The 15283-nt window shown below is 36.9% G+C and carries 12 protein-coding genes; 8 read left to right on the plus strand and 4 right to left on the minus strand.

The window, feature by feature from the left end:
* Positions 1 to 8: 8 nt before the first annotated feature.
* Complete coding sequence (gene rsmA / locus AAHH40_RS01265; protein ID WP_342220320.1) at positions 9 to 764, plus strand: 16S rRNA (adenine(1518)-N(6)/adenine(1519)-N(6))-dimethyltransferase RsmA; 756 nt, start codon at positions 9 to 11, stop codon at positions 762 to 764.
* A 148-nt stretch (positions 765 to 912) separates the two neighbouring features.
* On the opposite strand, the gene AAHH40_RS01270 is transcribed toward rsmA, so the two are convergent.
* Together AAHH40_RS01270 and AAHH40_RS01275 are read right to left on the minus strand one after the other, a co-directional pair.
* Positions 913 to 1122: a CsbD family protein gene (locus tag AAHH40_RS01270; RefSeq protein ID WP_342220321.1), complete on the minus strand. Its 210-nt coding sequence runs from the start codon at positions 1120 to 1122 to the stop codon at positions 913 to 915.
* A gap of 177 nt (positions 1123 to 1299) precedes the next feature.
* Entirely contained in the window at positions 1300 to 2055 is a 756-nt protein-coding gene (locus AAHH40_RS01275) for an FKBP-type peptidyl-prolyl cis-trans isomerase (RefSeq protein WP_342220322.1), read from the minus strand.
* A 92-nt stretch (positions 2056 to 2147) separates the two neighbouring features.
* Between AAHH40_RS01275 and mnmG the strand changes: the two genes are divergently transcribed.
* The 7 genes from mnmG to AAHH40_RS01310 all read left to right on the plus strand — a co-directional run bounded on the left by mnmG (position 2148) and on the right by AAHH40_RS01310 (position 11283).
* Positions 2148 to 4013, plus strand: coding sequence for a tRNA uridine-5-carboxymethylaminomethyl(34) synthesis enzyme MnmG (gene mnmG / locus AAHH40_RS01280; RefSeq protein WP_342220323.1), 1866 nt, complete (start codon positions 2148 to 2150; stop codon positions 4011 to 4013).
* 15 nt (positions 4014 to 4028) lie between these two features.
* On the plus strand, positions 4029 to 7484 hold the full coding sequence (mfd, locus tag AAHH40_RS01285; RefSeq protein ID WP_342220324.1) for a transcription-repair coupling factor: 3456 nt from the start codon (positions 4029 to 4031) through the stop codon (positions 7482 to 7484).
* 237 nt (positions 7485 to 7721) lie between these two features.
* Positions 7722 to 8780: a hypothetical protein gene (locus AAHH40_RS01290; RefSeq protein WP_342220325.1), complete on the plus strand. Its 1059-nt coding sequence runs from the start codon at positions 7722 to 7724 to the stop codon at positions 8778 to 8780.
* A 218-nt stretch (positions 8781 to 8998) separates the two neighbouring features.
* The gene (locus tag AAHH40_RS01295; RefSeq protein WP_342220326.1) at positions 8999 to 9490 is read left to right on the plus strand and encodes a hypothetical protein; all 492 of its coding nucleotides are present in this window, start codon (positions 8999 to 9001) and stop codon (positions 9488 to 9490) included.
* A 94-nt stretch (positions 9491 to 9584) separates the two neighbouring features.
* A complete protein-coding gene (locus tag AAHH40_RS01300) occupies positions 9585 to 10061 on the plus strand; it encodes a hypothetical protein (RefSeq protein WP_342220327.1) in 477 nt (158 codons plus the stop codon).
* A 124-nt stretch (positions 10062 to 10185) separates the two neighbouring features.
* Complete coding sequence (locus AAHH40_RS01305) at positions 10186 to 10674, plus strand: hypothetical protein (protein ID WP_342220328.1); 489 nt, start codon at positions 10186 to 10188, stop codon at positions 10672 to 10674.
* A 114-nt stretch (positions 10675 to 10788) separates the two neighbouring features.
* Entirely contained in the window at positions 10789 to 11283 is a 495-nt protein-coding gene (locus tag AAHH40_RS01310) for a hypothetical protein (protein ID WP_342220329.1), read from the plus strand.
* Between the two features lie 117 nt (positions 11284 to 11400).
* Here the strand turns inward: AAHH40_RS01310 and AAHH40_RS01315 are convergent, their stop codons facing one another.
* Positions 11401 to 12696 carry a peptidylprolyl isomerase gene (locus tag AAHH40_RS01315; RefSeq protein ID WP_342220330.1) on the minus strand — a complete coding sequence of 432 codons (1296 nt, stop codon included), beginning with the start codon at positions 12694 to 12696 and terminating at the stop codon, positions 11401 to 11403.
* Between the two features lie 12 nt (positions 12697 to 12708).
* Positions 12709 to 15279: an LPS-assembly protein LptD gene (locus AAHH40_RS01320; RefSeq protein ID WP_342220331.1), complete on the minus strand. Its 2571-nt coding sequence runs from the start codon at positions 15277 to 15279 to the stop codon at positions 12709 to 12711.
* Between the last annotated feature and the right edge of the window lie 4 nt (positions 15280 to 15283).

A 15283-nucleotide genomic window follows, 5' to 3' on the forward strand; every position in this document is an offset into this window, starting at 1 on the left:
TTTTGTTATTGACAAAATCATATCAGCGATCGCACCTAAAAAAAACCGATCATATGCTTGAGATCGGTCCGGGTTTGGGTGCGCTAACCGAACGACTGTTGCCACATCTTAAAAGTTTAACCGTAATAGAACTAGATAAAGACCTCATTCCCTTACTAGAAGAAAAATGTGCAGCGCTTGGAGAATTAATTGTTTATCAAGGTGACGTATTAAAAGTTGATTTTCATACCTTGAGCAAGACTGAGCAAGTTTGGCGTCTAGTGGGAAATCTTCCTTACAATATTTCGACCCCTTTATTGTTCCATTGTCTTGAACAAGCCAGCATTATTCAAGATATGCACTTTATGCTGCAGAAGGAAGTAGTGGATAGGATAAACGCACACCCGGGACAAGCTAGTTATGGTCGTTTAAGCGTGATGATTCAGTATTATTGTCAGGTAGAAAAACTATTTAATGTGAAATCAGGCGCTTTCCAACCACCCCCAAAGGTAGATTCGGCGGTGATTCGGCTTATTCCCCATAAAGTATTACCTTATAAAGCCAATGAGCCCTTGCTATTTGCTGAAATAGTAAAAAATGCATTTAATCATCGACGTAAAATGCTACGTAATAATTTAGCTAACTGGTTACAAGAACAAGAATTTGCAGAGTTAAAAATCAATCCGACATTACGACCAGAACAACTGGATGTTAGTGATTATGTAAAATTAGCAAATTTTGTTGCTAAAAGAAATGAGTTCTATAAGGAGGAAAATGAAAAATAGTCCGTCATGGCGAGGCCGAAACTTTAGTGAGGCCGTGGCCATCCAGAAAAAATTAAGCGTTTCACTGGATTGCCACGCACCTAGGGTGCTCGCAATGACGAAAAATGCTTTTGATTACAGAACTAGCTGTTTTTTCAGCATCAAGTTCTTAATGATGGTCTTTGTGTTTATTAAAAAATTCATGCAGATCTTTTTGCGCTTGTTCTTTGCTAATACCATATCGTTCTTGAATTTTTCCAACTAACTTTTCTTTATCGCCATGCAATTGTTCCCAATCATCATCGGTTAACTTCCCCCATTGCTCGCGAAGTTTACCTTTAATTTGGTGCCATTTTCCTTTTAGCTCTTCTGGATTCATGTTTGCCTCCTTGAATAAGCATATTAAAAAAATATTTCCATTAATTTTTATCTCATCCAGTATAGCTTAAGTTCAAGGACATTCAAGTTAACGAAAGGGATCATTTTATTTTAATCCACCATAGAGACACTCATATACTATGAGTAAAAAGTCTTCAATATGATGGATTAAACAAATTTATGCGTTTTTCTTCACTTCAATAAGATGAATAGTAAATACGAGTGTTTGATTAGGTCCAATCGCTTTATCAACACCATGCTCACCATAAGCAAGTTGTGGAGGAATAACGACTTGATAGGTTGCGCCTGGTTTCATGATCTTTAAAACTTCTATCCAACCAGGAATCACATTATTTAAGGGAAAGGTTACAGGTTCTTTTGATTTCTCAAAAACAGTACCATTAATATAACTTCCGGTATATTCAACTTTAACCATGGAAGCATCTGTTGGATTCTCGCCGCTGCCGGCATTAATTATTTTATATTGAATGCCACTTTTAGTGGTTATAACACCTGGTTTTGTTTTATTAACCGCTAAAAAAGAATCGCCTAGTTCTTTATTTTTAAGACTAATATCTTTAAATTCTGCTTGTTTCTTGTTAATCAATTCTTGTTGAAAGTTTTTCAAAATATCCGCCATTTGCGCTTGGGTTAATAATGTTTTTCCGTGAGAGCCATCGGCCAATCCTTTTTCTAAAGCAATCGGATCGACATCAATGCCTTGTTCTTTAAAATTTTCAGCCAAATCGGCGCCGATACTATAACTTATTTGACCTTTTGTGGTCTTTAGTACAGGGGATTTACTAACTATTTTTGGAAAAGTAGCTGTGGTTTTGAGTTGATTAACCGTAACTGGAGGGGTACTCTGTGCAGCCAGGACGTTTGAACTGATGAGTAAGCTAGCCAGGGCAGTCAATACAGGTAATCTTGTCATTGGATTTCCTCTTGAGAGACGGTATTAAAAACCGATATATTGCCCTAACTTTCGTTAGAAAACTATAGTTAATTAACAAAAATTTAAAAATTATGCCATTTTCTACAGAATATGATGTCATTATTGTCGGTGGAGGTCATGCCGGCACTGAAGCGGCTTTGGCAGCGGCGCGTTTAGGCGCGTCTACTTTATTATTAACCCATAATATTGAAACCCTGGGCCAATTATCTTGCAACCCGTCCATAGGTGGCATAGGAAAAAGTCATTTAGTAAAAGAGGTTGATGCGTTAGGTGGCATTATGGCCCATGCAGCGGATCTGGCAGGAATACAATGGCGTACACTGAATGCCAGCAAAGGTCCTGCGGTGCGAGCCACAAGGGCACAAATGGATCGTAATTTATACAAACAAGCGATTCGTTCTGCCTTAGAAAATCAAGCTAATTTATTTATTTTTCAACAAAGTGTCGATGATGTAATCCTTGAGTCTAATCGCATCGTAGGCGTGGTAACACAAATGGGATTACACTTCTATGCAAAAGCGGTGGTATTGACCGCAGGTACTTTTTTAGCGGGTAAAATTCATATAGGTTTACAACAAGCGCAAGGAGGTCGTGCAGGTGATCCGGCAGCCAATTCCTTAGCAGAAAAATTACGTCAGTTGCCTTTGCGCATTAAGCGTTTAAAAACAGGTACACCACCGCGTTTAGATGGTCGCACGATTAATTATTCCATTCTATTAGAACAACCGAGTGATAGTCCCTTGCCGGTATTTTCGTATCTAGGAAAGATAGAGCAACATCCTGCGCAAATAAGCTGTTTTATCACTCACACTAATGAAAAAACTCATGCGATTATTCGTTCGGGTTTAGACCGTTCGCCTATTTACAGTGGCGTAATAGACGGTGTAGGCCCACGTTATTGTCCTTCTATCGAAGATAAAGTGGTGCGTTTTGCGGATAAATTATCCCATCAGATTTTTCTTGAACCTGAAGGACTTAATACGCATGAAGTTTATCCCAATGGTATTTCGACAAGCCTGCCCTTTGATGTTCAGTGCGATTTAATACTCAGTATTAAGGGGTTAGAGCAGGCGCACATTACACGTCCCGGTTATGCAATCGAATATGATTTTTTTGATCCGCGCGATCTTTTCCAGTCTTTGGAATCTAGAATAATAGAAAATTTATTTTGTGCAGGTCAGATCAATGGAACAACCGGATATGAAGAAGCTGCAGCACAAGGACTTATTGCTGGTTTAAATGCTGCTTTAAAAGCGCAAGAAAAATCAGCGTGGTGTCCACGTCGCGATGAAGCTTATATCGGTGTACTAATTGATGATTTGATTACACAAGGTACGCTCGAGCCTTATCGGATGTTTACCAGTCGAGCTGAATATCGTTTGCTGTTGCGTGAAGATAATGCTGATCTACGTTTGAGTGAGTCCGCTCATCGATTAGGACTCATCAATGAAGCTCGTTGGCGAAGCGTCAATGATAAGCGCTATATATTAGAACAAGAACAACAACGCTTAAAACAACTTTCGATTAAACCCAACACGACTGTAAGTAAGGCCCTAGAATCGCATTTAGGACAAGCTTTAACGCGAGATTATCGTGTTTCTGAATTATTAACACGACCAGAATTAAGTTACTCTGATTTAATGAAAGTAGAAGGCCTGGGTCCAGGAATTGTCGATTCGGCTATTGCAGAGCAAATAGAAATTCAAGCTAAATACCAAGGTTATATTGATCGACAATTAGTGGAGATTCAACGACAAGCACGTTATGAAAATATTAATTTACCACTTAATTTAGATTATAACTTAGTTAAAGGACTGTCGAATGAAGTGAGAGAAAAATTAATTCAACACAAACCATTAAATTTGGGACAAGCATCACGTATTCCTGGTATTACTCCTGCGGCAATTTCTTTGTTGTTGGTCTACATAAAAAAGTAAAATAAACTAAACTTTATGTCTATTTCTGAATTTTTAAATTTTTCCATTCCCACTGAACCAAATCAGCGTTTACGTTTAAGTAATCTACAGCAAGATAGTCTTGCCTTAGCGTTAAATCAGATAACCGATAGCTACGAAGGTGCAATTTTAGTAATTACACCCGATAACCTAATGGCAAATCGGCTAGAAGCCGCAGTAAAGTTTTTTTCGCCGCAGTTAACAGTTATGAATTTTCCTGACTGGGAAACATTGCCTTATGATCATTTCTCTCCTCATCAAGATATTATTTCGCAACGACTTTCGACTTTAGCTCAATTACATGACATCAAGCGGGCATTATTATTGGTACCTATTACCACCTTAATGCAACGTATTGCTCCACTTAGTTATATAAGAGCGACAAGCTTGAGTATTACTTGTGGCGAAAAAAGATCTATCGAGGAACTGCGAAAAAATTTACAATTAGGTGGTTATCACTGCGTATCGCAAGTTTTGACACGAGGTGAATTTGCTGTGCGCGGGTCCATTTTAGATATTTTCCCGATGGGTAGTGATTTACCTTTTCGGGTTGATTTTGCGGATGATGAAGTGGATAGTATTCGCCATTTCGATCCCGATACACAACGCTCAATAGAGAAAATAGAAAAAATAAATTTGCTTCCCGCACGTGAATTTCCTCTGTCAGAATCCGCAATCAATTTTTTTCGCCAACAATGGCGCGAAAATTTTGTCGGAAACCCCTTAAATTGTCCATTGTATGAAGCGGTGAGCGAAGGGCGCGCACCCGCTGGAATAGAGTATTATCTACCGTTATTTTTTCCGCAAACACAATTATTGATTGATTATTTGCCAAAAAAAGCTTTAATTTTACAAATTAATAATGCTCAGCTAGCAGCAGAAAATTTTTGGAAGGAAATTAATGAGCGCTACGAACAGCTTAGGCATGATATAGAGCGGCCCGTTTTAGCCCCCCAACAACTTTATGTGGAAGTCGATGCATTATTTACTCGATTAAAGGAATTTCCAAGGATTTTGTTGCAGCAAGCGCCTACGCAGTCTGCTGATACTTATCATACGCTCGTCAAGAGCTTTCCTAATTTAACGGTTGATCATAAGCTTGAACAGCCTTTAGAGCATTTAAATACGTTTCTAAATGAATTCCTAAACGATCCTAAGGCTCGTGTTTTATTTTGTGTGGAAAGTGCAGGTCGTAGGGAAGTGTTGTTGGATTTACTCAATAAATTTTCTATAGACGTTCATCGTTGTGAGACTTGGCAAGAATTTCTGCATGCTTCTGAACGTATTCATATCACTGTTGCGCCATTAGAAGAAGGCTTCTATCTAGAAAAGCCACCTTTGGCATTAATTACCGAAGCACAATTATTTGGTAATCAGATTATTCAAAAACGTCAAACTAAAACTAAAGGTTTAGATGCGCGTACAATTATTCGAAATTTAGCGGAGTTAACCGAAGGTAATCCGGTTGTTCATATCGATCATGGTGTAGGGCGTTATCGAGGGTTACAACATTTAAAAATAGATGATCAAGAAAATGAATTTTTGGTAGTCGAATATGCTGCAAAAGCAAAATTATATGTTCCAGTATCTTCACTTAATTTAATTAGTCGTTATAGTGGCAATGATAGTGAGCATGCCCCTTTACATCAATTGGGCTCTGATCAATGGGAAAAAGCGAAACGTAAAGCTGCTGAGCAAATGCGTGATGTTGCTGCGGAATTACTCGATATTTATGCCCATCGCGCAGCGCATAAGGGTTATGCTTTTCATCTGCCTGAGCATGATTATCAAGCATTTACGGCACAATTTCCTTTTACAGAAACACAGGATCAAGAACAAGCTATCCAACAGGTTATCCAGGATATGACCTCAGAACGCACCATGGATAGATTAATTTGTGGCGATGTCGGTTTTGGCAAAACAGAAGTTGCGATGCGCGCTGCATTTTTAGCTGTGCAATCCAATAAACAAGTCGCCATACTGGTTCCAACGACATTATTGGCCCAACAACATTATCAAAATTTTAGTGATCGTTTTGCTGAATGGCCAGTGCAGATTGAAATGATTTCACGTTTCCGAAGTGTTGCATTACAGAAAAAAATTCTAGAACGCTTGCAAATGGGGAAAATCGATATTTTGATAGGAACACACAAACTATTAAGCAAAGAATTACAATTTCCTCGGCTCGGTTTATTGATTATTGATGAAGAGCATCGCTTTGGCGTACAACAAAAAGAGCGTTTAAAAGCTTTACGGGCTGAAGTAGATATTTTAAGTTTAACCGCGACGCCAATACCGCGTACCTTAAATATGGCCTTATCCGGTTTGCGTGAGTTATCGATTATTGCCACGCCACCTGCGCGACGTTTGTCGATTAAAACCTTTGTACAAATGCGTAATACCAGTGTAATTCGTGAAGCCATTTTGCGGGAATTACTTCGTGGAGGCCAAGTTTATTTTTTACATAACCAAGTCGATAGTATTGAAAAAACAGCCAGAGAATTAGAGGCATTAGTGCCAGAAGCACGTATTCAGGTAGCACACGGTCAATTACGTGAAACTCAACTCGAACGTGTGATGGCAGATTTTTATCATCAACGTTTTAATGTACTAGTATGCACGACCATCATCGAAACCGGAATTGACGTCCCGTCAGCTAATACCATTATCATTGATCGAGCGGATAAGTTCGGTTTAGCCCAACTCCACCAATTACGTGGCCGTGTAGGACGCTCTCACCATCAAGCCTATGCCTATTTAATGACACCGCCTAAAGAAATTATGACAGCGGATGCTATGAAGCGTTTAGAAGCCTTTACTTCTTTAGAAGATCTTGGTGCAGGCTTTACCTTGGCCATGCATGATTTAGAAATTCGAGGTGCGGGTGAAGTTTTAGGCGAACAGCAAAGTGGCAATATGCAATCCATAGGTTTTTCATTGTATATGGAATTACTCGAACAAACCGTAGCTGCACTAAAATCAGGTAAAGAGCCGGCGCTCAAACTAGTTATTCATGCGGTAGAAATTGATTTGCAAATTTCAGCATTAATTCCAGAAAATTATTTACCGGATGTGCATACCCGTTTAGTACTCTATAAACGCATTGCTCATGCAAAAGATGCTCAAGAATTAGAACAATTACAAGTCGAAATGATCGATCGCTTTGGTTTATTGCCGCAAGCACTGAAAAATCTATTTCAATTAAGCGAATTGAAATTACTTGCGCAAAAAATTGGTATTAAAAAAATTGTCTCCGGACCTCAGGGAGGTCGCATTGAATTTAATCAAAATCCAAATGTTTGTCTTGCAGATATCATCCAGTTAATTCAGAAAAATCCATCCCAATACAAATTGGATGGCCCCTCGCGTTTACGTTTCATCGCCGAACAGCCAACAGTTGAGTCACGGATAACAACTATTTATGTTTTAATGCATAAATTAATCCAAAAATAAACAAGTAATTTCTGTATTTAAGTTTCATTTAAGTCTTGATAGGTAATATAAGATCAAGTCTAAAATTAAATTTTATATTTAGCGGGCATAGTACGCGCATTTTAAATAATTTAATAGGGCGTGCGTCACGCTAAATAAACCAAACAATAAAAAAAGAGATTTTCTATGTTAGATGAGATGTCGACAAAAAATACAATTTTTTTAACGGAAGATGAGAAACGGATAATGATTGTTCAGTTGTTAGATATTTTTTTTAAATTTTTAAAAGAAATAAATTTGCAAGAATTGAAAGATGCGTGGTTAACGGAACACTTAAGTCAGGTACATTGTAGAAACGATAGCATAGAAGGTTGGCTTCCTAGCGAAAAAGACTTTGAAGTATTTTCTCATTTGGCAGAAAGTTTTGTTTTACATTATTGCGACAAAAAACCAGATACATTTTTATCTGAGGCATTTGAGACATTAAAAGTAGTAAAATATGCTGGAGCTACTAGCAAGATTAACGGGTTGTCTTATAGTGATGAGAGTTTAAATAAACTTAACATTTTTTTAATAAAATTCCATCCTGCTTACCAAGAATATGATATTTGCTTAAAAGAAATTTTATCACAATTAAAAGTTTGTGTGGAAAACGAGGCTTGGAATGGCAAAGCCAAACATATTTTTACCCGCGCCCCTGACGGCATTCAAAAATTAAGAAAGCTATTGGCCAACAATAATTTAAATTCCTTAGAAAAAATAGTTAATATATCTAAGCTAGTTGAAAACAAATATAACACCCCATCACGTCATCGAGATGAGGTTACATATAGTTTTTACAAAAATTTATCAAATAGTTTAAAGAAATTTTATACCGATCTCAGTCCTAAAAATCAGGACATTTGGCATAGTATTTATCTTGGGACCTATTCAAAAGATCAGTCACCGCGTTTTACTTGGATAACTAAAATTCAATTAACTCAAATTCAAATACAAGCGGAAAAAATAGAAGAACAACTAACAACGGTTAATTCTAAATTAGGGATTAACTCTACAGAATCAATTGCTAGAGAGTCAGAAGTTGTCTTTGCTTCTCCTAAGCAGCAACCAGGCCCTAGTGGTAATCAATCCTTAAAAAATGAAACGCAACCAACCGAACTAGCTAGCCGCAAAGAATCGATTATTAATGCCACACAACCGCCTTTAACTAAAGAGGTAGCTGAAGCAAACTATCAGCGCCCCCATTTTTTTACTAAAAAATTTGAATCAGAAAATAATAATAAATTTGAACAGCCAAAGCCAATTAGAGGAATCTAATCTAATTAGATCTTTATTTTAATTTAAACATTTATTTATAAAAATAAGTTAGATTTCTAATTTTAATTATTTTCTAATAAATCATCACCTTCTCATATTATAATTAGCAATTATCTAACATTTTATATTATTATCAGAATCGAAAATTATTTTTTATAAAAAATAATTGTTATAAAAACAGATCAATAAGGATATTAATATTTAAAAGGAGATTGCCCATGAATTTATTTAATTATTCTACATGGAGTTTGTTTTTTACCACTATTTTGCAAGCTGTAGCCGGATATACCTGTCCTAATATAGCCACGATTAACTCAAGAATAGATGCAAATAAAACCATGCGATTCCCATTAGCGCAGTGTGTTATCCCAACACGTCGAGGTTATGCTTGGCTTTACAGAGACCATACTAATCAAATTAAAAAATTTTATAACGGAGACAGTCATGCAGCAGAAATTGTTTCTATATGGTATCAAAAACCCACCCCTTTTATAAGTCCATTCTTAACTTGCTTTTATAAAGATAAAAACAAAAAGTTTTTTTCTTTATTAATGGGAGATAAAGGAACCTCGCGAGTCAATACTTCAGCGATAGAAGCTAATTGTAAGCACTGGAAAATATTTCACAGTGATGGTCTCTATGTTTGCGGAGAGGAAACGGATGTCAAAAAAGATCTAAAAAAGTGCCAGTTTTATCTTAAGTCCCGTTGAAATATAAGGAGGTGAACCTAAAAACATACTAATTAAGCAGGATTGTTATTATAAAAAATATTATCAATTATTAAAATTATTAAAAGGAAAATTTATGAAAATATTGAATTATTCTACTTGGTATTTATTATTTACGACTATTTTACAAGCGGTATCAGGATATACTTGTCCTAATATTACGGAGATTAATAAAAAAATAGATGCTAAAGAACCCATGCGTTTCCCACTTGTAGAAGGGGAACGTCCATTTTGGCGTTACAAAGATTTTAATAATCGAATTAAAAAATTTTATAATGGAACCGCTAGAGCAACAGAAATTGGAGCCATATATTATCAAGAACCATTAGAAAATATAAACTCATCATTAACGTGTATTTATAAAGATGGTCAATCAATGTTTTTTTCTTTGGCGGCTGCAAAGAAAAGGGTTGATGGAGTGAATTCTTCATCGATTACGAACGATGAAAATTGGAGTCGATTTTATCGTGATGGTATTTATTCTTGCGGTGACGATAATCAACCTAAAGAAAGTATAGATATGTGTCAATTTAGTCTCAAAATTTCGCGTTAATACGTAATTACCTGACTGTATAATGGTCAGGTAATTAAATTTCAAAAATATTCAACAATGTATAAACTAATCGTCCTATTTATGTTAAATTTTCACAGCTATAATTTTAAAAAAAGAGGTTACCATGATTTTTACAAATATTTTTACTCCCGCCTTACAATTTTTCGCGGCAGTTCAATCAATTTTTACTGGTACGAACTTAAACCAGTTTTCTTGTCCAAGTACTCAACAGATTAATGAAAAAATAAAAGCGGGACAAACTATGGTATTTCCTGTTGATGGAATAGCAGGTGAAGGTTTTGAGTATCGAAATAATAATAACCAAAGGGTTCAACATTATAATAGAACTAATGTAAAGAAACTTAATACTGTGTACTTTCAAACGAAACAGGGCGGGATAAATGCGTCCGCTAATTGCGACTATGTAGACAGAAGAGGGATACGTTTTAGTTTGGCTGCGTTACCAAACACTGTTGATAATATAGATGTCGCTAAACTGAATAGTAGTGTTTGGAGCGATTTTTTTCGCGGTGGTTTAAAGGATTGTGGTTATAACAAAATGCCAGAAGAACAAATACTTGAAGAATGTAAATTCACAATGAAAAATAACTAAGTTTTATTCAGGGTTGAATTTTTCACACAAGATTGGTTACGTATTTGACGTAACCAATTTTTTAATTTTCGTTGAAATTTGCGCTGATAAACTTTAAAAAGGATTTTAAATCGTATGAAAATATTCAATTATTCAACCTTGAGCCTGTTATTTACGACTATTATGCAAGCGGTTTCGGGATATACTTGTCCTAATGCCTTAACTATTAATACAAAAATTGCCGAAAATGGCATAATGAGATTTCCGCTTGCTGAAAGGAATGCCGATGCTGACAAAGTCTTTTTTTTGCGTTATAGAGGCCATAGTAATAAAATTGAAAAATTTTATGCGGGAGAGAGCAGGGTAGATAAATTTGCAGGGGCATACTACCATCCACAAACCCAAGAACTACCAGCTTCATTTACGTGTATTTATAAACAGAAAAACAATAAATATCTTGTTTTGCCTATGACAAAAAAAGGCGCAAGACGTGTTAATGCTGCAACGATTGAAAACGAGATCAATAGCAATTGGCGAGCACTTCGTGATACCGGTTTCTATGTTTGCGGAGATGATGGAATGGTTAAAGAAAATTTAGATAACTGCCAATTTTATCTCAAGCCGCGTTGAATTTTCATAGCTGAAAAGCTCTCATTAGCACTTACCTTTTAAGTTTTAAAGAGCGAGAGGCCTGTCCTTAATGACAATAAAAACGCATGGCTTAACAAGAGATTGTTCGGTATTGATTTACAAAATTTTTACATAAGACTGGTTACGTATTTGACGTAACCAATTTTTTAATGCTTGTTGAAATTTACGTTGATAAACTAACTGTGCAGCTTGTTCTCGCGAAACATTCTGCATCGTTTGTAATTTTTGCGCCCGACCTAAAACTTGCACGATGTGCCAGCCAAACTGAGTTTGGAAAGGTAAACTAATCTGATTAATGGTCAATTTTTTGATTTGTGCTTCAAAAGTAGGATCGAATAGACCCGGTAAAGTCCAACCTAGATCACCCCCTTTATAGGCAGATCCAGGATCTTGAGAATATTTTTTAGCGAGTGTAGCAAAATCTCCGCCGCGCAAAATGTCCGCGCGAATTTCATTAAGGCGTCTTTCTGCTTGCGTATTATTAAGTAAGGGAGAGGTTTTAATTAAAATATGTCGAGTATGTGTGGATGTCACATAATGAGCGGTTGAATTATCGCCATGCATTTCTAATAGGCGAATAAGGTGAAAACCGTTGTCGGCTTGAATGGGTCCTGTTACCTCACCTGGCTTAAGTTTTTGCACAGAGGCTTGAAAGATATCCGGTAGATCGTTAAGCGCGCGCCAACCTAAATCACCACCGCTTAATGGCGGATTAAATTGCTTAGCTTTCCCAATCAACTCTTGAAAGGAAACTCCATGTTTTGTTTGTTGTAGTAAGGATAAAGCGGTTTCTTTTATACGAGAAATATCAGCGGCCGACGGCTTATTGGGAAAAGGAATCAGCAAATCTTCAACATGATAAGCTGTTTTTTGCGGAGCTGATTTTGGCATATGTGCTAGCATATCCTTGGTTTCTTGATCCGTTACGTTAATCTTTGCAGCGACTTCATCTTGTTGCAGACGATTAATGATAAGTTGTTGACGAATTTGCTGTCGATATTTGGCATAGGGTATATTTTCTTGTTGCAATTTTCCTTTTAATTGTTCCAGTGTAAAACCATTGCGTCGCGCAATATCCATAATAGTTTTATCTAACGCAGCTTCATTAATTTTTAATCCTGAACTAGCGGCTAATTGCAATTGTAATTCATTGTCTATCATCTGATTGAGTACTTGCTTGCGAAAGTTTGCAGAATCTGGGATAGGTTTATTTTCAGATAGCCATTGTTGTCGTGTCATTTCAATTTGTTCACTTAGCTGCTGTTGCGTGATGACATGGTTGTTAACCACAGCGACAATACGATCCAAAGTTTCGATGGCATATAAGGGTTTAGCAGATACTAAGCAGCTGAGTAAAATAATAAATGGAAAAATTTTTTTAAGAAAGTCCATAATCGCTCATTACTAAAAGTGGGTTGCACTAGACTGAAAATTGTCAGTATAGCCAGGGATATTATTAGTTAAAAAGTTGGTTATATCACTGATACCTACGGTACTCAAGCCTTTGAGTTGAAATTGGAAATAAACTACATTACTAAATATTGGGCTACTGTTTTGATTTAAGGCAAAAAAAGTGCGGCCGGCGACAATCCGAAATGCCCAGCAACAACTATCATATTGTAATCCATAGAAAAAGCTTTGCGAGTATTTATGACTAAAATTATAGTTCCAACCGCCCACTGTGCTCCACTGACGCTTAAGTGGCGTTGCGAACGAAAAGCCTAGTCGATTAAAATCATTCTGATGGCTATTCGGTGGTGTAGGTGGAGTAGTGACAAACAGATCGCCAAAACGGATACGCCCATAGTTAATATTAAATAACTGATTAGGGTGAGGATGATATTGTACGTTGGCGGCAGCATTAATAATGTCGTGACTGGTTGGATCCCAAGCAATGTTGGCGGTCGTGCTCCATAGCGGATTGATATTGTAATTGATTTGACCTGCAATTGGAGAGAATTTTTCAGTCGGCGAAGTGGCTCCTACGACTGTAAATGGATTAGCACACAACGTTCCAGGTACGCTTAGTTGTCTTTCTAATGGACCACATAAGAAGACACGTCGATCTTCAAAATAATAGATTTGACCGATACTCGCTCTTAGTTTTTCTTCACCTGTGTATTGATCCAATAATCGAGTAGTTAATGCGTAACTAATTTGATTCGCATCACCGATACGATCATATCCACTGAAACGGTTGGTCATGAAAAGACTGTCATAACTAAATGGCATAAGTGCACTATCAAAAATAGGGATATTACTTTGATTACGATAAGGAACATTCAGATAAAAAAGACGAGGTTCTAAGGTTTGTAGATAGGAATGTTCGCCCCAATGGGTTTGACGATCAAAATACAAACCACTATCCACACTAAATAAAGGGGTTGTGCGTTGGATTTCACTTTTATAACCCGTTACTTGATTCATTATATTATAGTGTGTCAGACTCAATTGAACTCGAGGAACAAGGTAAGCGGCTTGACTACGCATGGGATAGCTGATCGAAGGAAAAACATTAAGACGGAGTGCTTGCGGCGGTTTAACTAACTCGCCGGGATTATTTAAACGTTGAAAATAAGTCAATTGATTATTTATTTGAACATTAAACCCATGAAAATTTTGCGTAGTACTATTTAAGTCGATCTCAGGTAAACTATTATAAGGATTGTTAACAGGCGATTGATTTAAAGGATGTAACGTTTGATAACGATAGATACTCGTCGTAAAATTCCAAATATCACCGGTATAGTTTAATTGCGCTTGTTGTGCAAGCTGATTAATGGCGATACTAGGAGGCTGGTTAAAATCCTCTAGATAATAATCATCACCGACCCAATTAAAGTTTACTGTACTTGTCCAACGTGGGGCCCAAAGCCGTTGTTCTTGCCAAGTAAATGATTTTCTGGCGGTGCTTGGATAAATCAATGGGTTAGTATTGGGATAAAGGAAAGGAATCTGATCCGCAAGCCGCGCCGCAGCTCGGTCATAGGGAAGATAATTAGCAATGATCTGCCCGCGACTTTGGTGGGTTAGATAACGAAATTGACCCCCCAATTGTACTCCACGCTTGCTTAAAACAGTGGGTGTAAATAAAAAGTCATAATTGGTCGCCATATTCCAATAATAAGGAAATCCAATGCCTATTCCTGATTGCGAAGAAGTTCCAAAATTTGGGAATAAAAAGCCAGACTCACGTCTATCGTCAATAGGAAAGGCAAGATAGGGACTATATAAAATAGGTGTACCACGAAAATCTAACCAAGTATTGTAGGCTTTGCCGCGGCCGGTATCACGATTTAATATTATTTTTTTAGCAGAAAGTTTCCAAGTCGGATTAATGGGTGCACAGGTTGAATAAGTACTATTATGTAAAATAATTAAACCAGGAGCGGTTTGTTCCACGGCACTTGCCGATCCCCAAGCATTAATCGGCATGCCTTCGTTGCTGCCCATTAATATCGTGGTATTTCTTAATAAGATACGATAAATAATATCAGTGAGATAACCGCTTTGATTATTTAGATTTAAGTGCGCCTTTTTTGCTTTGATTAAAAGATTAGGCTCATGTAGCTTAATTTCACCGAGTAGATCCATATTAGTAATTTTCCCTGTTTTTGGATCACGATAAAAATAAACTTGATCGGCATACAATAAACGGCCTGGTTGCGTAATAACGACATTACCACTTAAAGTAGAAGTTCCTTCAAATGAAAAATGGGATTGCGCGGCATCAATATGCGTAAAAGCTTGATTGACTTTACTTAAAGAGGTTCTCGCATAGGCTTGTAAAGGATCTAAATACTCTCCTTTGCAAATACCTAATTTACTCGGTATCCAACCTAGCTGTTGAGCCATAGTCGGTTCTGCTGTCAAACCAGGTGAGGCAAAACCCAAAAAAATAAAATAAATTAGCCAGTGTATGCTTATGGAATCTTTTTTTTGAGGAGTTGGATTCCTTTTTTTTCTATTGTTCATTAAT

The sequence above is a fragment of the Rickettsiella endosymbiont of Miltochrista miniata genome, assembly GCF_964031245.1.
Taxonomy (GTDB): Bacteria; Pseudomonadota; Gammaproteobacteria; order Diplorickettsiales; family Diplorickettsiaceae; genus Aquirickettsiella.

Bases quoted from the DNA above. Each gene is read 5' to 3' on its own strand.
- AAHH40_RS01270 (WP_342220321.1), bottom strand. From the start codon at position 1,122: ATGAATCCAGAAGAGCTAAAAGGAAAATGGCACCAAATTAAAGGTAAA.
- AAHH40_RS01275 (WP_342220322.1), bottom strand. From the start codon at position 2,055: ATGACAAGATTACCTGTATTGACTGCCCTGGCTAGCTTACTCATCAGT.
- mnmG (WP_342220323.1), top strand. From the start codon at position 2,148: ATGCCATTTTCTACAGAATATGATGTCATTATTGTCGGTGGAGGTCAT.
- mfd (WP_342220324.1), top strand. From the start codon at position 4,029: ATGTCTATTTCTGAATTTTTAAATTTTTCCATTCCCACTGAACCAAAT.
- AAHH40_RS01295 (WP_342220326.1), top strand. From the start codon at position 8,999: ATGAATTTATTTAATTATTCTACATGGAGTTTGTTTTTTACCACTATT.
- AAHH40_RS01300 (WP_342220327.1), top strand. From the start codon at position 9,585: ATGAAAATATTGAATTATTCTACTTGGTATTTATTATTTACGACTATT.
- AAHH40_RS01305 (WP_342220328.1), top strand. From the start codon at position 10,186: ATGATTTTTACAAATATTTTTACTCCCGCCTTACAATTTTTCGCGGCA.
- AAHH40_RS01310 (WP_342220329.1), top strand. From the start codon at position 10,789: ATGAAAATATTCAATTATTCAACCTTGAGCCTGTTATTTACGACTATT.
- AAHH40_RS01315 (WP_342220330.1), bottom strand. From the start codon at position 12,696: ATGGACTTTCTTAAAAAAATTTTTCCATTTATTATTTTACTCAGCTGC.
- AAHH40_RS01320 (WP_342220331.1), bottom strand. From the start codon at position 15,279: ATGAACAATAGAAAAAAAAGGAATCCAACTCCTCAAAAAAAAGATTCC.